This is a genomic window from Citrobacter freundii complex sp. 2025EL-00176 (assembly GCF_053309355.1).
In genome coordinates this window covers 503,626-526,864 of record NZ_JBRYHT010000001.1, presented here as the reverse complement: position 1 = coordinate 526,864, position 23,239 = coordinate 503,626, and the positions used below count along the sequence as shown (strand labels likewise).

The 23,239-nt window shown below is 52.7% G+C and carries 19 protein-coding genes and 1 tRNA gene; 6 read left to right on the top strand and 14 right to left on the bottom strand.

Annotation, left to right across the window (positions count from 1 at the left end; genetic code table 11):
• Positions 1–18: 18 nt before the first annotated feature.
• The 3 genes from lolE to lolC are packed head-to-tail and all read right to left on the bottom strand — an operon-like array spanning position 19 to position 3,156.
• On the bottom strand, positions 19–1,263 hold the full coding sequence (gene lolE, locus ACVXHP_RS02580) for a lipoprotein-releasing ABC transporter permease subunit LolE (protein ID WP_200006712.1): 1,245 nt from the start codon (positions 1,261–1,263) through the stop codon (positions 19–21).
• A complete protein-coding gene (lolD, locus tag ACVXHP_RS02575; RefSeq protein ID WP_042309095.1) occupies positions 1,263–1,964 on the bottom strand; it encodes a lipoprotein-releasing ABC transporter ATP-binding protein LolD in 702 nt (233 codons plus the stop codon). Before lolD ends, lolE begins: the two co-directional genes overlap by 1 nt.
• The gene (gene lolC / locus ACVXHP_RS02570) at positions 1,957–3,156 is read right to left on the bottom strand and encodes a lipoprotein-releasing ABC transporter permease subunit LolC (protein ID WP_061381745.1); all 1,200 of its coding nucleotides are present in this window, start codon (positions 3,154–3,156) and stop codon (positions 1,957–1,959) included. The genes lolD and lolC overlap by 8 nt, the downstream gene beginning before the upstream one ends.
• A 261-nt stretch (positions 3,157–3,417) precedes the next feature.
• Between lolC and ACVXHP_RS02565 the strand changes: the two genes are divergently transcribed.
• The 3 genes from ACVXHP_RS02565 (at position 3,418) to ldtC (ending at position 9,159) form a co-directional block, all read left to right on the top strand.
• Positions 3,418–4,482, top strand: a complete 1,065-nt coding sequence (locus ACVXHP_RS02565; protein ID WP_316129478.1) for an acyltransferase family protein — start codon at positions 3,418–3,420, stop codon at positions 4,480–4,482.
• Between the two features lie 118 nt (positions 4,483–4,600).
• Positions 4,601–8,047 carry a transcription-repair coupling factor gene (mfd, locus tag ACVXHP_RS02560; RefSeq protein WP_042309100.1) on the top strand — a complete coding sequence of 1,149 codons (3,447 nt, stop codon included), beginning with the start codon at positions 4,601–4,603 and terminating at the stop codon, positions 8,045–8,047.
• A 146-nt stretch (positions 8,048–8,193) separates the two neighbouring features.
• Positions 8,194–9,159, top strand: coding sequence for a L,D-transpeptidase LdtC (ldtC, locus tag ACVXHP_RS02555; protein WP_200006714.1), 966 nt, complete (start codon positions 8,194–8,196; stop codon positions 9,157–9,159).
• Positions 9,160–9,245: 86 nt separating this feature from the next.
• On the opposite strand, the gene bhsA is transcribed toward ldtC, so the two are convergent.
• Positions 9,246–9,503 (bottom strand): multiple stress resistance protein BhsA, encoded by a 258-nt coding sequence (bhsA, locus tag ACVXHP_RS02550; protein WP_029139491.1) that lies wholly within the window; start codon positions 9,501–9,503, stop codon positions 9,246–9,248.
• Positions 9,504–9,746: 243 nt separating this feature from the next.
• Between bhsA and comR the strand changes: the two genes are divergently transcribed.
• A complete protein-coding gene (gene comR, locus ACVXHP_RS02545) occupies positions 9,747–10,382 on the top strand; it encodes a TetR family copper-responsive transcriptional repressor ComR (protein ID WP_061381747.1) in 636 nt (211 codons plus the stop codon).
• Positions 10,383–10,630: 248 nt separating this feature from the next.
• The gene (locus tag ACVXHP_RS02540; RefSeq protein WP_447570791.1) at positions 10,631–12,811 is read left to right on the top strand and encodes a TonB-dependent siderophore receptor; all 2,181 of its coding nucleotides are present in this window, start codon (positions 10,631–10,633) and stop codon (positions 12,809–12,811) included.
• A gap of 57 nt (positions 12,812–12,868) precedes the next feature.
• On the opposite strand, the gene ACVXHP_RS02535 is transcribed toward ACVXHP_RS02540, so the two are convergent.
• The 8 genes from ACVXHP_RS02535 to hinT form a co-directional block, all read right to left on the bottom strand.
• The gene (locus tag ACVXHP_RS02535) at positions 12,869–13,408 is read right to left on the bottom strand and encodes a glycine zipper 2TM domain-containing protein (RefSeq protein WP_003030814.1); all 540 of its coding nucleotides are present in this window, start codon (positions 13,406–13,408) and stop codon (positions 12,869–12,871) included.
• Positions 13,409–13,576: 168 nt separating this feature from the next.
• Positions 13,577–14,881 (bottom strand): NADH-quinone dehydrogenase, encoded by a 1,305-nt coding sequence (gene ndh / locus ACVXHP_RS02530; protein WP_061381749.1) that lies wholly within the window; start codon positions 14,879–14,881, stop codon positions 13,577–13,579.
• A 236-nt stretch (positions 14,882–15,117) separates the two neighbouring features.
• Entirely contained in the window at positions 15,118–15,660 is a 543-nt protein-coding gene (gene ycfP / locus ACVXHP_RS02525) for an alpha/beta hydrolase YcfP (RefSeq protein WP_003030817.1), read from the bottom strand.
• Between the two features lie 21 nt (positions 15,661–15,681).
• Positions 15,682–16,707: a beta-N-acetylhexosaminidase gene (nagZ, locus tag ACVXHP_RS02520; protein WP_316129472.1), complete on the bottom strand. Its 1,026-nt coding sequence runs from the start codon at positions 16,705–16,707 to the stop codon at positions 15,682–15,684.
• 10 nt (positions 16,708–16,717) lie between these two features.
• Positions 16,718–17,542 (bottom strand): thiamine kinase, encoded by an 825-nt coding sequence (gene thiK, locus ACVXHP_RS02515; RefSeq protein WP_447570790.1) that lies wholly within the window; start codon positions 17,540–17,542, stop codon positions 16,718–16,720.
• On the bottom strand, positions 17,523–18,164 hold the full coding sequence (gene lpoB / locus ACVXHP_RS02510) for a penicillin-binding protein activator LpoB (RefSeq protein WP_038639817.1): 642 nt from the start codon (positions 18,162–18,164) through the stop codon (positions 17,523–17,525). The genes thiK and lpoB overlap by 20 nt, the downstream gene beginning before the upstream one ends.
• Positions 18,165–18,177: 13 nt before the next feature.
• Positions 18,178–18,552, bottom strand: coding sequence for a YcfL family protein (locus tag ACVXHP_RS02505; RefSeq protein ID WP_038639814.1), 375 nt, complete (start codon positions 18,550–18,552; stop codon positions 18,178–18,180).
• Positions 18,553–18,554: 2 nt separating this feature from the next.
• Entirely contained in the window at positions 18,555–18,914 is a 360-nt protein-coding gene (gene hinT, locus ACVXHP_RS02500) for a purine nucleoside phosphoramidase (RefSeq protein ID WP_061381942.1), read from the bottom strand.
• A 349-nt stretch (positions 18,915–19,263) separates the two neighbouring features.
• Here hinT and fhuE point away from each other — a divergent pair, with 349 nt between their 5' ends.
• Complete coding sequence (fhuE, locus tag ACVXHP_RS02495) at positions 19,264–21,450, top strand: ferric-rhodotorulic acid/ferric-coprogen receptor FhuE (RefSeq protein ID WP_447570789.1); 2,187 nt, start codon at positions 19,264–19,266, stop codon at positions 21,448–21,450.
• Between the two features lie 96 nt (positions 21,451–21,546).
• On the opposite strand, the gene ACVXHP_RS02490 is transcribed toward fhuE, so the two are convergent.
• Both ACVXHP_RS02490 and ACVXHP_RS02485 read right to left on the bottom strand, forming a co-directional pair.
• Positions 21,547–21,622 (bottom strand) — tRNA-Asn (locus ACVXHP_RS02490).
• Between the two features lie 99 nt (positions 21,623–21,721).
• Positions 21,722–23,209 carry an EmmdR/YeeO family multidrug/toxin efflux MATE transporter gene (locus ACVXHP_RS02485; RefSeq protein WP_304697985.1) on the bottom strand — a complete coding sequence of 496 codons (1,488 nt, stop codon included), beginning with the start codon at positions 23,207–23,209 and terminating at the stop codon, positions 21,722–21,724.
• Positions 23,210–23,239: the final 30 nt, after the last annotated feature.

Below are 23,239 nucleotides of genomic sequence, written 5' to 3'. Positions count from 1 at the left end.
CACCGCTCCTTCTTATTGTTATTGGCCGCTAAGTACTCTCGCAGGATCAATATTGCTGGCGCGACGCGCCGGATACCAACTCGCCAAAAGACTCAGCACTAATGCTGTCACCAGCACGTAAATCACATCCAGCCAGTGTAATTCCGATGGCAGGAAGTCAATGAAATAGATATCGCCAGACAGGAACTGATGGCCGATAAGCGCTTCGATTCCGTTGATGATCGGCGTCAGCTGCAACGAGACAACCACCCCGATGACCACACCTATCAGACTACCGAACAGACCCGCCAGCAGGCCGTACCAGACAAAAATGGCACGTATCAAGCCATCTTTAGCTCCCAAGGTTCTTAATACCGCAATATCACCGCTTTTGTCTTTTACCGCCATCACTAACGTGGAAACGATATTAAAACAGGCCACGCCTATCACCAGCACCATCGCCAGATACATAATGGCGCGGATCATCTGAATATCGCGATACATATAGCCGTAGGTGCCAATCCAGCTCTTAATATAAACATAGTTGTTGGTCACTTCACCCGCGTCTCGCACCAGTTTATTAGCGTTAAACACGTCGTTAACCTTCAGCGCGATCCCGGAAACGCTGGATCCCATATCCAGGTATTGCTGCGCGTCTCCCATTGGGATCATGGCAAAGCTGTGATCGAGCTGACCGCTCAGTTGCAAAATGCCCGTAACGTGCAAACGCACGCGTTTAGGCTGCTGTAACTTATGGTCCGCACTGGCGTTAGGGATCATAATCGACACCCAGTCGCCTTGCTTCACCTTCAGCGCATCGGCAATCCCCTTACCAATGATGATTTGCTGCTCACCGGCTTTGAAATTATCCCAGGCGTGGTTCTGCACGAACGATGGCAGCGCGCTTAAACGCTGCTCCTGTTTCGGGTCAACGCCTTTCACTTGCACCGCGCGTAGATTCGCCCCACTCTCCACCAGCCCGGTAAAGTTGATATAAGGCGCTGCGGCGGCAATACCAGGCACTTTCTGTACTTTATCGAGCGCTTCCTGCCAGTTGTTCCACGGCTGGTTGACGGCCTCAATTTCACCGTGCGGGACCACGGCCAGAATACGGTTGTTCAGCTCACGCTCAAAGCCGTTCATGGCGCTTAACCCGACGATCAACACCGCCACACCCAACGCAATGCCAACGGTAGAAATCACAGAAATCAGCGAGACCATACCGCCGCGCCGCCGACCACGGCTAAAGCGCAGGCCAATCAATAACGATAAAGGCGACGCCATTACTCTGCTCCCATCAGGCTCAGTTCAGCCGTCAGGCGACCATCGCGCATTTCAAGCTGGCGGCTCATCCGCTTCGCCAACTGCAGATCGTGCGTCACCACCAGAAATGCCGTGCCCTGAGAGCGGTTAAGTTCACCCAGAAGCTCGAAAATGCTGTCCGCATTACGCGCATCCAGGTTACCCGTGGGTTCATCCGCCAGCACCAGACGAGGGTTATTCACCAGCGCACGGGCAATCGCCACGCGCTGACGCTCGCCGCCCGACAGTTCAGACGGCCGATGACTGGCACGATGGTCCAGCCCTACCGCTTTCAGCATATCGCGCGCGCGTGCGGTGATTTCAGCCGGTTTTTTCTTGCCGATCAGCAGCGGCATCGCCACGTTTTCCAGCGCGGTAAAATCCGGCAGCAGATGGTGGAACTGGTAAATAAAGCCCAGCTTCTGATTACGCAGTTCCGCCTTCGCCGCAGACGAGAGTTTACTCATCGGCTGACCGCTAAAAATGACGTCGCCGGACGTCGGCGTATCCAGCCCACCTAACAGATGCAGAAGTGTACTCTTACCGGAGCCGGAGCTGCCGACAATCGCCATCATCTCGCCTTCGCCAACGCAAAAACTGACATCGTGCAGTACATCGGTCTGCACTGTGCCTTCCTGATAGCGTTTGCACAGGTTGTCGCATTGCAACAGGATCTTATTCATAACGTAAAGCCTCAGCGGGTTGAGTGGCGGCAGCGCGCCAGGAAGGATAAAGCGTAGACAGCAGCGCGATGGCCATCGCCACCAGCGCAATGACGATAACCTGCAGCGGCTCGATGGCGACCGGCAGCGCAGCGCCATCCAGAAGTACGCCGATAATGGGCATCAGGTTGTTCAGTTGACTGGCGAGCAATGCGCCCAGCCCTGCGCCCAGCAGCGCGCCGATAATTCCGGCACTGGCCCCCTGGACCATAAACACCATCATTATCTGCCGCGGCGTTAGCCCCTGCGTTTGTAGAATCGCCACTTCCCCTTGCTTCTCCATTACCATCAGACCCAGCGAGGTAATAATATTAAAGGCTGCAACCGCCACGATCAGGCTTAGCAGCAGCCCCATCATGTTTTTCTCCATGCGCACGGCCTGGAATAGTTCCCCTTTACGCTCGCGCCAGTCCTGCCACTTGGTACCTTGCGGCAGCGTTTGCTGGCTCAACGTGTCCACTTTTAACGGCTCGTTCAACCACAAGCGCCAGCCGGTGATATTACCCACCGGGTAGCGCATCAGGCGTGAGGCATCCTGAATGTTGGTCAGCATCTGGTAGCCGTCAACCTCGCTGTTAGCGGCAAAGGTACCGATCACCGTAAACAGACGCTGGCTCGGTAGGCGCCCCATCGGCGTAAACTGACTGGCGGACGGCACCATCACGCGAATTTGATCGCCACGGTTAACGCCCAATTGCCCGGCAAGCTGTTCACCGAGGATGACATTATACTTACCCGGTTGCAGATCTGTTTGCTTCACATTGACCAGATACGGCGTGAGCGGATCTTTTTGCGCCGGGTCGATCCCCAGCATTACGCCAACCGCCACGCTACGCGCACTTTGCAGCACCACATCTCCCGTAGTTATGGGTGCAACGCGGTTGACGCCGTTCAACACCACCGCTTTTTCCGGCAGTTGCTGCGGGTTTAAGGAACCCTGTTGAGACGAGAGAACGGCCTGAGGCATCAGGCCAAGGATATTGTTTTGCAGCTCGCGCTCGAAACCGTTCATCACTGACAACACTGTGACCAGCGCCATTACCCCGAGAGTAATGCCGATGGTGGAGAGCCAGGAAACGAAGCGACCGAAGCGATCTGCTGCACGCCCACGCATATAGCGCAGGCCGATGAATAGAGCGACAGGTTGGTACATGAAATCCGTCTGGTTGCTGTTAGCAAAGTCACGAGTATATAAGCGAAAGCGGAATGGGTAAATGACTGAACCGTAAGTGTTCGTCAGCACTATTCCTAAAAGTATAAACAAATCAATCCGCTGTAGTTGTCCCTCGCCCCTTCAGTGCCGGTCCCTGATCTTTATCCTAAAAAAACAAAATGCAGACAGTTACGCATTACAGCGTACAGCGGGTTGCGCACGATGGCAGGCTATAGCCAACAATATGGGTACGCTGTCTCGATGAATAAAAAAGAACTATGGATTAATCAAATCAAAGGGTTATGCATTTGTCTGGTGGTTATATACCACTCAGTCATTACGTTTTACCCGCACCTCACCACCTTTCAGCATCCGCTTTCAGAGATACTGAGCAAATGCTGGATTTACCTCAATCTGTACCTGGCGCCGTTTCGTATGCCGGTATTTTTCTTTATTTCGGGCTATTTGATTCGCCGCTACATCGATAGCGTTCCCTGGACAACCTGTGTGGATAAACGGATCTGGAGTATTGCCTGGGTGCTGGTGCTATGGGGAATCGTGCAATGGCTGGCGTTAGTCTCGCTCAATAACTGGTTGGCTCCGCAACGCGATCTGAGTCATGCCGCCAACGCCGCGTATGCCGGATCAATCGCTGGCTTTACCCACGGGATGCTGACCGCCAGCACCAGCCTATGGTATCTGTATGCACTGATGGTCTATTTTGTACTGTGTAAGATTTTCAACCGCTGGGCGTTACCGCTGTTGACGCTGTTTGTCGTGCTAAGCGTGGCGATCAACTTTTTCCCCACGCCGTGGTGGGGAATGAACAGCGTGATTCGCAATTTGCCCTGGTACAGCCTCGGCGCCTGGTTTGGCGCAACGCTGATGGTATGGATCAAAGAGGTGCCCCTGCGCCGTCATACGCTCATCGTTATGGTTAGCGTAGTCGCCGCCGTGGTCGCGTGGCTGGCAAATATTTCGCTACTGCTTTCCCTCCTGTCTATTGTACTGATCATGAAGCTGTTTTATCAGTTCGAGCAGCGCTTTGGTATGCGCGCATCCAGCCCGTTAAGCGTGATTGGATCCAATACCATCGCCATCTACACCACTCATCGTATTTTGGTTGAGCTGTTCAGCTTAACGCTAATCCCCAAAATCAATCATGCCGCCTGGCCTGCGTACGGCGAGTTGCTCCTGCTGCTGGTTTATCCCTTCGCCTGCCTGCTGTTGTGCACCCTGTTTGGCTTGCTGGTGCGTAAAATTTCGCAAAAAACCGTTGCCGACTTGCTCTTTTCCCCACCGTCTTTATCGACATCCTCGCGCTAATTTCAACGCGCTTTTTGCCCCCATCAGGGGGCGAATCAATTTGCTTATGAGAAACGATCACGGATAATAAAGAACATTGCTTATCAGATGTATATCTAAACGAGATCCTGACAACCGAATGCCTGAACAACATCGTTACACGCTCCCGGCCGGCGCTTCCGACCAGCGCCAGTTAGGTGAACTGACCGGCGCAGCTTGCGCGACGCTGGTCGCCGAAATCGCTGAACGTCATGCGGGTCCTGTAGTACTGATCGCGCCGGACATGCAAAATGCCCTGCGACTGCATGATGAAATTCGTCAGTTTACCGACCAGATGGTAATGAACCTGGCGGACTGGGAAACGCTGCCCTACGATAGCTTTTCCCCTCATCAGGAGATTATCTCCTCGCGACTTTCCACCCTGTATCAACTCCCCGCCATGCAGCGCGGTGTGCTGATTGTACCGGTGAACACGCTGATGCAGCGCGTCTGTCCGCACAGCTATCTGCACGGCCATGCGCTGGTGATGAAAAAAGGTCAGCGGCTTTCGCGCGACGCCCTGCGCGAACAACTGGACAGCGCGGGCTACCGCCATGTTGATCAGGTGATGGAGCACGGCGAATACGCCACGCGCGGCGCGTTGTTGGATCTGTTCCCAATGGGCAGTGAATTGCCTTATCGTCTGGACTTTTTTGATGACGAAATCGACAGCCTGCGTCTGTTTGATACCGACACCCAGCGCACGCTGGAAGAAGTCGATGCCATTAATTTGCTGCCCGCGCACGAATTCCCGACCGATAAAACGGCAATCGAGCTGTTCCGCAGCCAGTGGCGCGATACCTTTGAAGTTAAACGCGACGCCGAACATATTTACCAGCAGGTCAGCAAAGGCACGTTACCTGCGGGTATTGAATACTGGCAGCCGCTGTTTTTCAGCGAGCCGCTGCCCCCCCTGTTCAGCTATTTCCCCGCCAATACGTTATTGGTCAATACGGGTGATATAGAGACCAGTGCAGAGCGCTTCCAGGCCGATACCCTGTCGCGTTTTGAGAATCGGGGTGTTGATCCGATGCGCCCGCTTCTGCCGCCGCACTCGCTGTGGCTGCGCGTTGATGAGCTGTTCTCCGAACTAAAACGCTGGCCGCGCGTTCAACTGAAAACCGAGACACTGGCGAACAAAGCCGCAAATACTAACCTCGGCTTCCAGAAGTTGCCAGATATCGCGGTTCAGGCGCAGCAAAAAGCACCGTTAGATGCGTTACGTAAATTTCTTGAAGCCTTCACCGGTCCGGTGATTTTCTCGGTTGAAAGTGAAGGTCGTCGCGAAGCGCTCGGCGAACTGCTCGCCCGTATCAAAATCGCGCCGAAGCGCATACTGCGTCTCGACGAAGCCATCGACAATGGCCGCTATCTGATGATTGGCGCAGCCGAACACGGCTTCATTGATAGCAAACGCAACCTGGCGCTGATTTGTGAAAGCGATCTGCTCGGGGAACGCGTGGCGCGCCGCCGCCAGGATTCTCGTCGCACCATCAATCCAGATACGTTAATTCGCAACCTCGCAGAACTGCATCCAGGTCAACCGGTGGTGCACCTGGAGCACGGCGTTGGCCGTTATGCCGGGATGACCACGCTGGAAGCGGGCGGTATCACCGGCGAGTACCTGATGCTCACCTACGCCAACGACGCCAAACTGTACGTGCCTGTGTCATCGTTGCACCTGATCAGCCGCTACGCTGGTGGCGCGGAAGAAAATGCGCCGCTACATAAACTGGGCGGCGATGCCTGGTCTCGTGCCCGCCAGAAAGCCGCTGAGAAGGTGCGCGATGTCGCGGCAGAACTGTTGGATATCTATGCTCAGCGGGCGGCGAAAGAAGGCTTTGCCTTTAAGCATGACCGTGAGCAGTACCAGCTGTTTTGCGACAGCTTCCCGTTTGAAACTACGCCCGATCAGGCGCAGGCGATCAACGCGGTCCTCAGCGATATGTGTCAGCCGCTGGCCATGGATCGTCTGGTGTGCGGCGACGTCGGCTTTGGTAAAACCGAAGTCGCGATGCGTGCCGCCTTCCTCGCCGTAGAGAACCACAAGCAGGTTGCCGTACTGGTTCCGACCACCCTGCTCGCGCAGCAGCACTTCGACAACTTCCGCGACCGCTTTGCCAACTGGCCGGTACGCATCGAGATGCTGTCCCGTTTTCGTAGCGCCAAGGAGCAAGCGCAAATTCTGGAGCAGGTTGCCGAGGGTAAAATCGATATTCTTATCGGCACCCACAAACTGCTGCAAGCGGACGTGAAGCTAAAAGATCTGGGTCTGTTGATTGTCGATGAAGAGCACCGTTTTGGCGTTCGTCATAAAGAGCGCATCAAAGCAATGCGCGCGGATGTCGATATCCTGACGCTGACGGCAACGCCTATTCCGCGTACGCTCAATATGGCGATGAGCGGCATGCGCGATCTGTCGATCATCGCCACGCCTCCTGCCCGTCGTCTGGCGGTGAAAACCTTTGTGCGCGAGTACGACAATCTGGTGGTTCGCGAGGCTATCCTGCGTGAAGTTCTGCGCGGAGGGCAAGTTTATTATCTGTTTAACGACGTCGAAAATATCCAGAAAACCGCTGACCGATTAGCGGAACTGGTGCCGGAAGCGCGTATTGGTATCGGCCACGGTCAAATGCGCGAACGCGAACTGGAACGCGTGATGAATGATTTCCACCATCAGCGTTTTAACGTGCTGGTGTGTACTACCATTATCGAAACCGGGATCGACATTCCGACCGCCAACACCATTATCATCGAACGCGCCGATCATTTTGGTTTAGCGCAATTGCACCAGTTGCGTGGCCGTGTGGGACGCTCGCACCATCAGGCGTACGCCTGGCTGCTGACGCCGCATCCAAAAGCGATGACCACCGACGCGCAAAAGCGTCTGGAAGCCATCGCCTCGCTGGAAGATTTGGGCGCGGGCTTTGCGCTGGCGACCCACGACCTCGAAATTCGCGGCGCCGGGGAACTGCTGGGTGAAGATCAGAGTGGTTCCATGGAAAGCATCGGCTTCTCGCTATATATGGAACTGCTGGAAAATGCTGTCGATGCGCTCAAAGAGGGACGCGAACCGTCGCTGGAAGATCTCACCAGCCAGCAAACCGAAGTTGAACTGCGCATGCCGTCATTGCTGCCGGACGACTATATTCCCGATGTCAACACGCGACTGTCGTTCTACAAGCGTATTGCCAGTGCGAAAGGCGAAAACGAGCTGGAAGAAATTAAGGTCGAGCTGATAGACCGTTTTGGTCTGTTGCCCGATCCGGCCCGTACGTTGCTGGATATTGCCCGCTTACGCCAACAGGCGCAGAAACTTGGCATCAGAAAGCTTGAAGGCAATGAAAAAGGCGGCACGATTGAGTTTGCCGAGAAAAACCACGTCAACCCGGTCTGGCTGATTGGTTTACTGCAAAAACAGCCGCAGCACTTCCGTCTGGACGGTCCAACCCGGCTAAAATTCATGCAGGATCTGGGCGAGCGCAAAACGCGAATCGACTGGGTACGCCAGTTTATGCGCCAGCTTGAAGAAAATGCCGTAGCATAGTGAACAGGCCGGGAGCGCACACAGCTCTCCCGGCCTGAATTTACAAACTCTTTGCACTTCCCTGCACTTCCCGACACAGCAAACGGCCATAATTCCTGTTTACTTTTACATAATAAAAACCACGTAAAAACAATGGATTTATGGTGATGTTAAACAATAAACGACTCTCTCGCTGGTTAGCGTTTTTTACGCTTGCAGCGACCTTTGCGTTAGCACTTCCGGCTCAGGCAAACACCTGGCCGCTGCCGCCGCCGGGAAGCCGCCTGGTGGGACAGAATGCCGTTCACGTTGTCGAAGACAATGGCGGTTCTCTCGAAGCGATTGCGAAAAAATACAACGTCGGCTTTTTAGCGCTGCTACAGGCCAACCCCGGCGTTGATCCTTTCGTACCGCGCCCTGGCAGCGTTTTGACTATCCCATTGCAAACTCTGTTACCGGATGCACCACGCGAAGGCATTGTCATCAATCTCGCCGAGCTGCGTCTTTATTATTACCAGCCCGGGACAAATTCGGTGACCGTATATCCTATTGGCATTGGCCAGTTAGGCGGTGATACGCTGACCCCCACCATGGTAACCACCATTTCCGATAAACGCGCCAACCCCACCTGGACGCCTACGGCAAACATCCGCGCGCGCTATAAGGCAAACGGCATCGATCTTCCTGCCGTTGTCCCTGCCGGGCCAGATAACCCGATGGGCCATCACGCGATTCGCTTAGCCGCATACGGCGGCGTTTATCTGCTGCACGGCACCAATGCTGATTTTGGCATCGGCATGCGCGTCAGTTCTGGCTGTATTCGTCTGCGCGACGGTGATATCGAAACCCTGTTCCGTCAAGTGAAGCCAGGAACCAAAGTCAATATCATTAACACGCCGATCAAAGCCTCTGTCGAACCTAACGGCGTGCGGCTGGTGGAAGTACACCAGCCGCTGTCTGAAAAGATCAATGACGACCCGCAACTGCTGCCGATCGTGTTGAACGCCGCAATGCAGACCTTTAAAAATGCGGCGCAAACGGATCCTGCCGTCATGGAACATGCGATGGAAATTCGCTCAGGCATGCCGGTCGATGTGACCCGTCATCACGACGTGGCTCAGCAACCGATGTAAACGTTACGCATAAAAAAACCCCCGCTGGATTTTATTCCGCGGGGGTTTTTTATTTAACTCGCAGTGGCATTGCGATGGGTTAAATCTTATTTGTAGATAACGGCAGTCCCGTGAAGGGTGTTAGGACCGGTAACGGAAGTAATACGGAACGATTTCGCGCCCATCTCATCCGCTTTCTGCGCCAGTTGATCTTCCAGAGAACCTAAGTTCGTCCCCGCATTTGCAGAGATAGTACCGACTTTCTGTTGACCTGCAGGCGTGGCCTGAACTTCAACAGCGGCAAAGCTTGCAAATGACAGTGAGCTAAGAACAGCAGCAACAAACAGAGTTTTTACGTTTTTCATAATAGTGACCTTTTGCAGATGAATGGGTGTCGTAAGTATTAACTTAACGATCGATAGGTAAATCATAGATGTGATCCAGGTCACACGTCAACATTTTTTTATAATGATCGTTATATAAAACATAAAGACCTTATTTTTCATGCTAATAGCTATAAATTATTTTTATCGCTAATCCGCTGGAGTGTGGGGGGGAATATTTTTATAATGGTTATTCAATAAACCCAACTAAGGTACATCGGCGCCATGACAACTGAAACGACAGGTTGTGCAAAAAAAAGCCGTGGCCGACCAAAAGTGTTCGACAGGGAAGCCGCGCTTGATAAGGCCATGACACTCTTCTGGCAGCACGGATATGAAGCGACATCGCTCGCCGATCTCGTGGAAGCAACCGGTGCCAAAGCGCCCACGCTGTATGCGGAGTTTACCAACAAGGAAGGGTTGTTTCGTGCCGTGCTGGACCGCTATATCACGCGCTTTGCGGCGAAACACGAAGCCCAGCTGTTTTGTGAGGAAAAAAGCCTGGAGTCCGCACTGGAAGACTATTTCACCGCCATAGCGACCTGCTTTACCAGTAAAGATACTCCGGCAGGATGTTTTATGATTAATACGTCCGCTACGCTGGCGGCCTCTTCCCGCGAGATCGCCCACACGGTGAAATCACGCCATGCGATGCAGGAACAGACGCTCACCCAGTTCCTTCGTCAGCGCCAGCAGCGGGACGAAATTCCGGCCCACTGCGACGTGCAAAAGCTGGCCGAATATCTGAACTGCATTTTACAGGGTATGTCGATTAGCGCCCGTGAAGGTGCGTCATTTGAGAAACTGATGCAGATCGCACATACCACCCTGCGGCTGTGGCCCGAACTCATCAAAGCTTAGTCCTTTCCTCTCTCTTCCACGAACAGATGACACTGCCGGGGGCTAAAAGCCCTCGGTTTATTTGTACCAATACCCCTTCATTCCTTATTGTTTTCATCGCATTAGCAGATCTTTTTTAAAAAATGTATTGATAACGACAATTATTATCAGCAATATTCGCATTTGTTTTAACACCTGTTTCCCAATGTAACTATCGGTTTCTCTACCGCAATAACAAAAACAGACCGACTTTTTTAAAAGGAATACAAATGCATAAGCGTCTCTGGGTGCTCAATCCGCTCTTATTATCTTTAACCCTACCGGCCATTGCGGCGGAGGAAGAGAATCTCATCGTCAGCGCTAACCGTAGCCAACGCACCGTGGCAGAAATGGCGCAAACGACCTGGGTTATTGAAGGAAGCGAAATTGAACAGCAAGTTCAGGGTGGCAAAGAGTTCAAGGATGTTCTTGCTCAGTTAATCCCCGGAATTGATGTCAGCAGTCAGGGACGAACCAACTACGGCATGAACATGCGCGGTCGCGCCATAGTCGTATTGATAGACGGCGTCCGTCTGAATTCTTCCCGCACCGACAGCCGGCAACTTGACTCCATTGACCCGTTTAATATTGCGCATATTGAAGTCATCTCAGGCGCCACATCCTTGTATGGCGGAGGGAGTACCGGCGGTTTGATCAACATCGTCACCAAAAAAGGTCAGCCTGAGCGTGAAGTCGAACTCGAACTGGGCAGTAAAAGCGGGTTTAATAACAGTAACGATCATGACGAACGCGTCGCCGCCGCGGTGAGCGGAGGAACCGATCGCGCATCCGGTCGTATGTCCGTCGCGTATCAACGGTTTGGCGGTTGGTATGATGGCAACCACGATGCTCTGCTGCTGGATAACACCCAAACCGGCCTGCAGCATTCCGATCGTCTGGACGTGATGGGCACCGGGACGATTGAGCTGGATGACAACCGTCAATTGCAACTGGTTACCCAGTATTACAAGAGCCAGGGGGATGACGATTACGGGCTGGATCTCGGCGAGAACATGTCCGCCGTGACCGGAAACGGTAAAGCGTATACCAGCAGCGGACTGAACTCCGATCGTATTCCCGGCACCGAGCGCCATCTGATCAGCCTGCAATATTCAGATGCAGATTTCTTTGGTCAGAACCTGGTCAGTCAAATCTATTACCGCGACGAATCCCTTAAGTTCTACCCCTTCCCCACATTGAGCAAAGGCAAGGTCACCAGTTTCTCCGCCTCACAGCAGGATACCGACCAGTTTGGCGCAAAAATCACCCTCAACAGCCAGGTGATGAATGACTGGGAATTGACATGGGGCATCGATGCCGATCATGAAACCTTCGACTCCAATCAGAAATTCTTCGATCTGGCTTACTCTCTGCCCTCCGGCGGCATGGACAACCGTACCGCCTATACTACCGGACGTTATCCTGGTTACAGCATCACCAACTTCGCGCCTTTCCTGCAAAATAGCTATGACATAAACGACATCTTTACCCTCAGCGGCGGCGTGCGCTATCAATGGACCGAAAACAGGGTTGATGATTTCGTTGGCTATGCCCAACAGCAGGGCATCGCGACCGGCGTTGCAAACTCCGCCGATACCATTCCGGGCGGCAAAACCGATTACGATAACTTCCTGTTTAACGCCGGGATCCTCGCCCACCTGACTGAGCGCCAGCAAACCTGGTTTAACTTCTCTCAGGGCGTGGAGCTTCCGGACCCGGGGAAATATTACGGTAACGGCACCTATTCTCTGGTTGGCGATCATTACCAGCTCCAGCGCAGCGTCAACGTGGCGGATTCACGTCTGGAGGGGATTAAAGTTAACTCGTACGAACTGGGATGGCGTTACACGGGCGATAACCTGCGTACGCAACTGGCTGCTTATTACTCCACTTCGGATAAATCGATCGTTATCAACCGCAGTGATATGACCATAAACGTACAACCCGACGATCGCCGGATTTATGGTCTGGAAGGCGCGGTAGATTATTTCATCGCCGATACCGACTGGAGTCTGGGCAGCAACTTCAACGTCATTAAATCCGAAGTGAAACAAAACGGTAAATGGCAGAAATGGGATGTCACTCTGGCTTCGCCATCTAAAGCAACCGCATGGGTCGGCTGGGCGCCTGAACCGTGGTCGTTGCGCGTACAGAGCCAGCAAACATTTGATCTGAGCGACGCCAGTGGCAATAAGCTGGACGGCTATAACACCATGGACTTTATCGGCAGCTACCAGCTCCCGTTAGGTAAACTGACCTTCAGCGTGGAAAACCTGCTGAATGAGGAGTACACCACGCTATGGGGACAACGTGCGCCACTGCTGTACAGCCCAACTTATGGCAGCCCGTCACTGTATGAATACAAGGGCCGGGGACGTACCTTTGGTCTGAACTACGCCTTAACCTTCTGATAAAAAAAGCCCCCCAGCCTGAGCGAATGGGGGGCTAATGTTCAGGATAATGCTATTTTACGCTTTGTTATTCAGTACCAACTGTCCGTTGTTATCCAACGGAATTTGCGCGCCGGGGTCCTTATCCATACGAATTTTCCCCTGCTGATCGCCAATTTTGTACGTCACGTCGTAGCCCAGCATTTTTTCTGATTTGTCATACACCGTTTTACAGCGCTGCTGCGTGGTGGTGTACGTATCGTTTTCCTGCATCGAACCCTGGATCTGGTTACCGGCATAACCGCCGCCTAACGCTCCCGCCACGGTGGCAATATCTTTACCGCGTCCGCCACCAAACTGATGGCCGATAACGCCGCCAGCAACGGCACCCAGTACAGAGCCCGCGATACGGTTTTCATCTTGCACCGGCTTACGGTGCGTGACCGTCACGTTCCGACACTCCTGGCGTGGCGTTTTTACCGACTCTTTAATCGGTGTTGCAGAGACAACTTGTGCATACTGTGGGCCACGCTCGAAAACGTTAAGACTGGCCACCGCTGCAACACCCAGCGCAGCAGCTACGCCAATCCCTATACCCGCCAACATTGATTTATTCACGGGACTTCCTCCTTTTTTGCTATTAGCAACAACTTTGCAACAGAAGGTAAGGAATGCCAATCAGATTACGGATGAAAATAGCGGAAGGCAGGGATAAAGCAGGATGATTCGGAGAACTCTGAAGGAAGGCGTCGGATGCGTGAAATCGTCCGACGCCTCAGGTCAATATTAATGCAGTTTCAGACGCGGGCGAATCACCCGGTTAATACTGCCGACCAGCATCATCAGGCCGGTTTTGAAGTAACCATGCAGCGCAATCTGATGCATACGATACAGTGAGATGTAGACAAAGCGCGCAATACGGCCTTCTACCATCATTGAACCGCGCGTCAGGTTACCCATCAGACTACCGACGGTAGAGAAGTTAGACAGCGAGACCAGAGAACCGTGATCTTTGTACTGATACGCTTTCAACGGTTTGCCGTTCATCTGCGCCAGGATATTGTTCATCGCGCAGGTCGCCATCTGGTGCGCAGCCTGAGCGCGCGGCGGCACAAAACCACCTTCCGGACGCGCGCAGGAAGCGCAATCGCCAATCGCATACACGTCAGGATCGCGTGTGCTTTGCAGCGTCGGCTCAACCACCAGTTGGTTAATGCGGTTCGTTTCCAGACCGCCAATATCCTTCATAAAGTCTGGCGCTTTGATCCCTGCGGCCCACACCATCAGGTCGGCCTCAATGTATTCGCCATCTTTGGTATGCAACCCACCTTCATCAGCGCTGGTAACCATCGTCTGAGTCAGTACGCGTACGCCCAGTTTGGTTAACTCATTGTGCGCGGCACTGGAAATTCGCGGCGGCAATGCAGGCAGGATACGCTCACCGGCTTCAACCAGCGTAACGTTCAGCGCGTCATTGGTCAGCCCTTTATAGCCATAGCTGTGCAGCTGTTTAACCGCATTGTGCAGTTCCGCGGAGAGTTCAACCCCCGTCGCGCCGCCGCCGACAATGGCAATATTCACTTTACCGTTAGCGCCCAGATTCGCGGAATACTTGAGGAACAGATTCAGCATCTCCTGGTGGAAACGACGCGCCTGATGCGGGTTATCCAGGAAAATACAGTTCTCTTTGACGCCCGGCGTGTTGAAATCGTTGGACGTACTGCCCAGCGCCATCACCAGCGTGTCATACGGTACTTTACGCTCAGGAACCAGCAGATCGCCCTTCTCATCGCGCAGCTCAGCGATAGTAATGGTCTTCGCTTCGCGATCGATATCAACCACCGAGCCCAACTGGAACTGGAAGCCATGGTTACGGGCATGCGCCAGATAGCTCAGCGCATCCACACCTTCATCCAGAGAACCGGTCGCCACTTCATGCAGTAACGGTTTCCATAAATGGCTGTGGTTTCTGTCCACCAGCGTAATTTTGGCCTTTTTCTTACGCCCCAGCTTTTTACCCAGCTGCGTCGCCATTTCCAGTCCGCCAGCACCGCCGCCGACAATCACGATCCTTTTCAATGGTGTAGTCAACGTGACCCCCTCAAATTTATTAACCAATTGTTAATTAAAAGTTATTGGCATAGCCTTTAATTAACAACAAGTTACGATAATGAAAATGTCCTTCGAGAGTGAGAATAACACGAACGGTGCATTGGTCATACCAAAATTGATGTGCATCAAGTTTTGATGCTGAAAAGATAGACAACCCGAAGGTTAAGGACAAAAAAAACCAGCCCGAAAGCTGGTTTTTTACACGCTCATCAGGCTTAGCCTAATGTCTTGAACGCCTTAATGCGCTGCAAATGTGGGGAGATATTTTTAAACTTATGCGTCTGCTCTTCGTCCCAGACGATCTCATAAAAGTGATGCAGCTCTTCTGACGAGCGCTGACTGTTCAGAGCTTCATCATGACGAGAGAGGATCACCAGGCAGCGATCGCGGTTCTTTTCACGAAAGTTGGTCACGCATTTTGTCGCAATGTCAGCATACTCTTCAGGTCTGTCGATTTTCCCTTCCATATTCTCATACGGGAACAGGTTAGGATTGAAGACCACCTGACGAATATCACACAGGAAACCAATACGTTCTGCCCAATATCCCCCCAGCCCGACGCCACAAATCAGCGGACGGTCGTCCACATTAAGCTGCAGCATTTTGTCCACTTCTTTCAGCAGATGCTGCATATCATGTTTAGGATGCCGCGTACTGTAGCTAATCAGCCTGACATCCGGGTCGATAAATTGCAGCTGCAACACCTTCTCGTGGTTGCCCGGACTATTAGAGTCAAAACCGTGTAAATAGATAATCATCGCATCCTCGCCAATCGTGCGTTAATGACCTGCTTTCTCTTCCTGCCAGCGCTCATGCAGCTGGTTGAGCTGGGCGCTTACCGTCTTCCAGCGTGTCGAGTCCATCAGTTCCTGACGTGAAAATGAACCTTTATGATACAAACGTGTAACACGTTCTGCATTGATCGGCGACAGATTATCTAAAACACTGACCGCTCCCTTACGATTATTGCAGACCAGGATCATATCGCAACCAGCATCCAGCGATGCCTGCCCACGCTCGGCGTAGCTTCCCATAATCGCCGCACCTTCCATCGACAGATCGTCAGAGAAAATAACGCCGTCGAAGCCCAGCTCCTGACGCAGTACCGTTTTCAACCAGTGAGGCGAACCACTCGCCGGACGCGGATCAACGTCACTGTAGATAACGTGCGCAGGCATAATGGCATCGAGTTTGTTTTGCGTAATTAACGTCTGAAATACGGACATATCTTTCGCACGAATCTCGGCTTCTGCGCGCGGATCGGTTGGCGTTTCTTTGTGCGAATCTGCCGTCACCGCCCCATGCCCGGGGAAATGTTTACCGGTGGTCTTCATGCCAGCGGCATGCATACCGTCAATGAAACGGGTCGCCATCGCCAACGCTTTCAGCGGTTCGGCATGGTAAGAGCGCTCACCAATCGCTGCACTGATATGTCCCACGTCCAGAACCGGGGCAAAGCTAATATCAATATCCATGGCGATCATTTCGCTGGCCATCAGCCACCCGGCGTCCTGAGCCAGTTTGCCGCCCTCTTCCAGACCGTGTAGAGCGGCAAAGGATTGAGCCGCAGGCAAGCGGGTAAAACCTTCGCGAAAACGCTGTACGCGTCCGCCTTCCTGATCAACCGCCACGACCAAATGGTTACGCGACGCGGTACGGATCTGACGCACTAACTCACGCAACTGTTCCGGGTCATGATAATTTCGGGTAAAGAGAATCAACCCACCTACCAGCGGATGCGCCAGAATCTCCCGCTCTTCAGCGTCCAGCTCATACCCTTCGACATCCAACATTACTGGGCCCACACTGCTCTCCTCATCCTTTCACTGTTAGCTGCCGCCAGGTTTCATCGGCCAGCCTGATAAATTGTTGATCGCCGGTTTGTCGCCAGCGATACTCAAACCACCCCGCTTTTAGCATGATGATCCAGGGTCGCCATCGCCTGACCTGTCGCCACAAAACGGTTGGCTCAATACGCGCCCGTCGGGCATAGGCGCTGACCAGCTGTTGGTGCTGGAGTTCATCACTGACCCACACCGCCGCCAGCTCAAGAGCGATATCACCGTCTCCGGCATATTCCCAGTCAATCAGCCGCAACCCTGACGGCGCGCGCACAATGTTGTCACCATGGACATCCATATGCAGCGGTCCCAGCCGAAAAGGTCGGGGCTCACCGCTTTTTCTTAGCCGCTTCAGCGTTCGTAACCAATGTGGTGTACGACGCGCCGGATCCGCGTACTGCCAGTACTGCTCGAGTAACGGCAGCAGACTGATTCGCCAGCCCAGTCGGGGTTGCTGATGCAGATAATACAATAAGCCAGCAAGTTCGTCGGCGTCCGGTAATCTGGATTCTACCTTACCGTGAAAAAAGTCGACTGCCATCCACCCACGCGTATAAAAACGTGGTCGGGGCGCAAGATTTTCCGGTAGGTGTTTTAACGCATGATATTGGCGTAGAAAATGCGATTCCGGCGCGTCGGGGTCGTGATGACAGCGCAGCACTAAACGGTGGGTCCGATATTCGATAATGCAGCTCCCGCCGCTCAAGCCGCGGTGGCTGGCTACGACGGGATAATACTGTGGAAAGTAGCGCGACAGAACTTCATCGCGCGTCAGTCTGTTATTGTTGCTGAACGGCACCTTTACCTGACCAGATTATCTCGCCAGTTTGTACCAGCATTAATTGCATTTGCAGTGCCGGCGAATTGACGTTGCCAGATGCGCTGGAATAGAGCACATACTGCGCACCAACGTTACGGGCAATACCAATCGCTTTGCTACGTGTTCCCAGGCTATCGTTCGGCGACAGACCTAACTGCTGCTTGGCGACAGCCAGTTGCTGGGCGGAAACCAGGGTAAATTTGCCGTTATTCGCCAGCGCGTTACGTAAGGTTTCAGTCGCTTCACCAGCGTTCAACGAACCGTTGGTACGGTTATTCACGCTATCAACCAGCAGAACGCCACCCGCTTTCACGCCATCGGCTTGCAGCATTTTACCCACCATCGGCTGCATTGCGCTGTTCCAGTCGTAGTGACGTTGGCGCGGTGTTGGCTGCGCCGTTTGGTCCTCGTGTTCGATCGGACCCGGCTGCTGCGGTATGCTTGGCACCGTTGGTACTACAGGCACCGGCTGTTGCGGCTGCGCGGGCTGTTCCGGCACCGGCTTCACTTCCTCTACCGGCGCGGGTTCACGTTGAGCCACACAACCAGAGAGAAACATCGCCAGCGCGGCAAGCAATGCGTAGCGATTCATTTTGATCATCAAGATTCACCCCTTACAAATATAGATAAAGTCTAACCTTGTGCGCCCCCAGATAATTGGCGCTGCCGTACAGTGTTACCGACGAATGAGCCGGGATAGTCACGCTGCGTGGCGCTTCCAGAGGGTGCATCTCCAATCCTCTGGCGTCATACCAGTAAAACCGATAATGCACGGTGACGGATTCTTGTCTTTCGTTATAGAGTCGCGAGGATGCTGAGGCCTGAATATCAGACGTGGTTAACACGGGCTGTTCTGCGGTGATGCCCGCCGCCAGAATCGTTGATTCCATCACCAGAGACTGTTCATCACTGACCGGAATTTCAGGGTGTGAGCGACAGCCTGCCAGCAACAGCAAGCCCAGTGAAAGTGCAATGCATCCTCTGGTCATGCTTAAAGACCTTTATGTGCAAGCATTGGACCAAGCGCACGTCCACCCAACAGGTGCATATGAATGTGATACACCTCCTGGCCGCCGTGACGGTTGGTATTCATGATTAAACGGTATCCATCCGCAGCGATGCCTTCCTGCTCCGCGATTTTCGCCGCAACGGTAATCATTCGGCCCAGCGCCTGCTCATGTTCTGCCGTCACATCGTTGACGGTGGGGATCAGGATATTAGGAATGATCAGAATATGCGTAGGTGCCTGAGGGGAAATATCACGAAACGCAGTGACCAGGTCATCCTGGTACACGATATCCGACGGAATTTCACGACGGATAATTTTACTGAATATAGTTTCTTCTGCCACGACATTTTCCTTTTTCATTAACAGCCCAAGCGTTATGCCATGCTACGCCGGGTAACACTGCGAGTATAGAGTATGAGCGAGTTGCTCACGCTCTTTCAACTTTAACCCTCGATTTTTTAAGCAAAAACCCTGGTCAGTGCTGCTCTTATAACCATTTCCCTACGCTATTGCTTAAGCATAGTACTGAAACAATATTTCATTTGTAATGAAGCACCTGTTTACACATTGAATGTTAATGCGTATATTTCGCATTTGTATTTGCATGCGCATTTAATTATTTACAACCAAAGGGTTCATCACCGTTACGGGTGATTCGAACTTAATATTAATAATTATCAAGGGCTTTTCGATGTCTTTCACAACAAACACTGGGAATAATCAGCGTCAGCCAGCACGTGCGCCCTCCTTACTGGCCGCCTGCATCACGTTAGCGCTATTGCCTGCTACCAGCCAGGCGGCCCCGACGGAAGAGACGGTTATCGTTGAGGGTTCCACTTCAACCGCCTCCAGCGAGGAACAGGATTACAGCGTAAAGTCGACGACTGCGGGTACGAAAATGCAGATGACGCAGCGCGATATTCCGCAATCGGTCAGTATTGTTAGCCAGCAGCGGATGGAGGATCAGCAACTGCAAACGCTGGGCGACGTAATGGACAACACGCTGGGGATCAGTAAAAGCCAGGCCGATTCCGATCGCAATAGTTACTACTCCCGCGGATTTGAGATTGATAACTACATGGTCGATGGTATTCCGACCTATTTTGAATCCCGCTGGAATCTCGGCGACGCGCTTTCCGACACGGCCTTATTTGAGCGTGTTGAGGTTGTCCGTGGAGCTAACGGGCTAATGACCGGGACCGGCAACCCTTCCGCCACCATCAATATGATCCGCAAACATGCCACCAGCCGTGAGTTTACCGGTAATGTTTCAGCAGAATACGGTAGCTGGAATAAACAGCGTTATGTTACTGATTTACAAAGTCCTCTGACGCCGGACGGTAACGTACGCGGCCGCATCGTGGCAGGCTACCAGAATAATGACTCATGGCTTGATCGCTACAACAGCGAGAAAATGTTCTTCTCCGGGATTGTCGATGCCGATCTGGGTGACACCACCAGCCTGTCTGCAGGTTACGAATACCAGCAGATTGATATCAACAGCCCAACCTGGGGAGGATTGCCGCGCTGGAATACCGATGGCAGTAAAAACAGCTATGACCGCTCGCGTAGCACTGCCCCGGACTGGGCCTACAACGATAAAGACTTCAACAAAGTGTTTGTCACCCTCAAACAACGTTTTGCCGATACCTGGCAGGCAACCCTGAACGCCACCCACTCCGAGGTTAAGTTTGACAGCAAAATGATGTACATCGATGCGTACGTCAACAAAGCCGATGGCTCGCTGGTGGGTCCATATTCTAATTATGGTCCAGGTTATGACTACGTGGGCGGTACCGGCTGGAACAGCGGCAAACGTAAAGTCGATGCCATCGACCTCTTCGCCGACGGCGGCTACGACCTGTTTGGTCGTCAGCATAATCTGATGCTGGGCGGCAGTTATAGTAAGCAGAATAACCGTTACGAAAGTTCATGGGCGAACGTCTTCCCCAACGAGACAGGCAGCTTCTATACGTTCGATGGTAACCTCCCGGAAACCAACTGGAACCCGCAGTCATTAGCCCAGGATGATACCACGCACATGAAATCGCTCTACGCCGCCACGCGTATTTCACTGGCCGACCCGCTGCATTTGATTGTCGGCGCGCGCTATACCAACTGGCGTATCGACACACTGACCTACAGCATGGAGCAAAACCACACCACGCCATATGCAGGTCTGGTGTATGACATTGACGATAACTGGTCAACCTATGCCAGCTATACTTCTATCTTCCAGCCGCAAAACAAACGCGACAGTTCCGGTCAATATCTCTCACCGATTACGGGCAACAACTATGAGGTTGGCCTGAAGTCAGACTGGATGAACAGCCGGTTAACCACCACCCTCGCAGTATTCCGCATTGAACAGGATAATGTGGGACAATCAACCGGTGTACCTATTGCCGGCAGTAACGGAGACACGGCTTATAAAGCAGTAGATGGTACAGTCAGCAAAGGAGTCGAGTTCGAAATCAACGGCGCGATCACCGATAACTGGCAAATGACGTTCGGCGCAACACGCTATGTTGCTGAAGACAATGACGGTAATGCGGTAAACCCGAACCTGCCGCGTACGACGGTAAAACTGTTTACCCGTTATCGCCTGCCAGCGATGCCAGAACTGACCGTGGGTGGTGGTGTTAACTGGCAGAATCGCGTTTACAGCGATACGGTCACCCCCTACGGCACATTCCGCGCAGAACAGGGAAGCTACGCCCTGGTAGATTTATTCACTCGCTATCAGGTGACGAAAAACTTCTCGGTGCAGGGCAATCTCAACAACCTGTTCGATAAAACCTACGACACTAATATCGACGGCTCTATTGTTTATGGCGAACCACGCAACGTCAGCGTTACCGCCAGCTATCAGTTCTGATATCAAGCATCCACCTGCTCAATAGGTGGATGCCTTTGACGATGAAAAAGAAAAAGCAAAAAGCCTGCTTAGTTTCCTAAGCAGGCTTCTTAAATTTGGCTCCTCTGACTGGACTCGAACCAGTGACATACGGATTAACAGTCCGCCGTTCTACCGACTGAACTACAGAGGAATCGTGTGAACGAGGCGAATATTAGCGATGCCACTCAGCGTTGTCAAAGCTTGAATCGATAAATTCGATCGTTTGCTGAAATATTCCCCATTTCGTCGTTTATTCAGGCGCAACGGGTTGTTTTATACACTTTTCACGTTCGGGACGTGGATATTTCCACAACCAACGGCCTGTCACCATACGCCAGTAAAATAATGCGGCGCGTACGGCCCAGTCGAAGAACATCCCTAACCAGACGCCCACTACCCCCCATCCTAATACAATTCCCAGGGTGTAACCCGCCACTACGCGACAGCCCCACATACCCAACATAGATACCCACATCGCAAAGCGGGCATCGCGTGCGCCTTTAAACCCAGCAGGTAATACCCAGGAGGCCGCCCATATCGGCATAAATGCCGCATTGAGCCAAATCAGAATGACTATGACCTCTTTTACGTCCTGATCATGGGTGTAAAACGAGGCCATAACGCCGGCAAAAGGGGCGGTCAGCCAGGCGATGGCAGTTAAACCGATGGTCGACAGCCAGAATACATGCCGTAACTGGATTTCGGCTTGGGCAATCTGACCATTTCCCAAACGTCTGCCGGTAATAATTGTCGAGGCAGAGCCTAAAGCGTTCCCCGGCAGGTTAATGAGTGCGGCAATAGAAAAGGCAATGAAGTTCCCGGCAATCACACTGGTCCCCATGCCTGAAACAAACATCTGCGTTAACAGCTTGCCGCCGTTAAACAACACTGATTCGATACTGGCCGGAATGCCGATCCCCATCACCTCCCAGATAATGGCGAGGTTGAGTGGTTTAAAATAGCTTTTGAAGGGAATACGCAGCGCTGGGTTAAACCCAATCATCAGAACCCAGATGATGGCAATTGCGCCAATGTAGCGCGAGATTGTCAGCCCCAGTCCAGCACCGACGAACCCCAGCCCTTGCCAGGAAAATACGCCGTAGATCAGGATGCTACTGATAATGATATTCAGAATGTTCATACCACCGTTAATCAACAGCGGTATTTTTGTATTACCCGCACCGCGTAGGGCACCACTACCGATTAACGCAATCGCTGCCGCCGGGTAGCTGAGCACCGTCAGCTCCAGGTAGGTGAGTGCCAGAGCTTTTACATCGGGCGTCGCTTCACCTGCGACAACGTCAATAATTTGTTCACCAAAATAGTGAATGACCGCTGCCAGCACGGTAGCAAAAATCGTCATAATCACCAACGATTGCCGGGCAGCAGCTCTGGCCCGGCGACGATCTCGTTTTCCCAGGCTAAAGGCAACTACCACCGTGGTACCCAGATCGATAGCGGCGAAAAATGCCATGATGACCATGTTGAAACTATCGGCGAGTCCAACACCAGCCATCGCCTCTTTTCCCAACCAGCTCACCAGGAAAGTACTCAGGACACCCATCAATAGCACGCAGGTGTTTTCCAGAAAAATAGGCACGGCAAGCGGAGTGATTTCGCGCCAAAAGAGAACCTTATAACTCTTGCGTTTGGCATACCAGGGCGTGCGGGATGCGACCTGGCGTAAGGCTGCGGAGACGTTCAAAGTGGACCTTAAAGAAGAAAGTTGAAACCTCATTTCAAATGATGAGGGAGAATCAAGAAAGCT

Excerpts from the sequence above, each read along its gene's own strand:
- ldtC (WP_200006714.1), top strand. The coding sequence starts at position 8,194 with ATGTTAAACAATAAACGACTCTCTCGCTGGTTAGCGTTTTTTACGCTT.
- ycfP (WP_003030817.1), bottom strand. The coding sequence starts at position 15,660 with ATGATTATCTATTTACACGGTTTTGACTCTAATAGTCCGGGCAACCAC.
- lpoB (WP_038639817.1), bottom strand. The coding sequence starts at position 18,164 with ATGATCAAAATGAATCGCTACGCATTGCTTGCCGCGCTGGCGATGTTT.
- lolC (WP_061381745.1), bottom strand. The coding sequence starts at position 3,156 with ATGTACCAACCTGTCGCTCTATTCATCGGCCTGCGCTATATGCGTGGG.
- lolD (WP_042309095.1), bottom strand. The coding sequence starts at position 1,964 with ATGAATAAGATCCTGTTGCAATGCGACAACCTGTGCAAACGCTATCAG.
- fhuE (WP_447570789.1), top strand. The coding sequence starts at position 19,264 with ATGTCTTTCACAACAAACACTGGGAATAATCAGCGTCAGCCAGCACGT.
- ACVXHP_RS02505 (WP_038639814.1), bottom strand. The coding sequence starts at position 18,552 with ATGACCAGAGGATGCATTGCACTTTCACTGGGCTTGCTGTTGCTGGCA.
- mfd (WP_042309100.1), top strand. The coding sequence starts at position 4,601 with ATGCCTGAACAACATCGTTACACGCTCCCGGCCGGCGCTTCCGACCAG.
- comR (WP_061381747.1), top strand. The coding sequence starts at position 9,747 with ATGACAACTGAAACGACAGGTTGTGCAAAAAAAAGCCGTGGCCGACCA.
- ACVXHP_RS02565 (WP_316129478.1), top strand. The coding sequence starts at position 3,418 with ATGAATAAAAAAGAACTATGGATTAATCAAATCAAAGGGTTATGCATT.
- ACVXHP_RS02540 (WP_447570791.1), top strand. The coding sequence starts at position 10,631 with ATGCATAAGCGTCTCTGGGTGCTCAATCCGCTCTTATTATCTTTAACC.
- ACVXHP_RS02485 (WP_304697985.1), bottom strand. The coding sequence starts at position 23,209 with ATGAGGTTTCAACTTTCTTCTTTAAGGTCCACTTTGAACGTCTCCGCA.
- bhsA (WP_029139491.1), bottom strand. The coding sequence starts at position 9,503 with ATGAAAAACGTAAAAACTCTGTTTGTTGCTGCTGTTCTTAGCTCACTG.
- lolE (WP_200006712.1), bottom strand. The coding sequence starts at position 1,263 with ATGGCGTCGCCTTTATCGTTATTGATTGGCCTGCGCTTTAGCCGTGGT.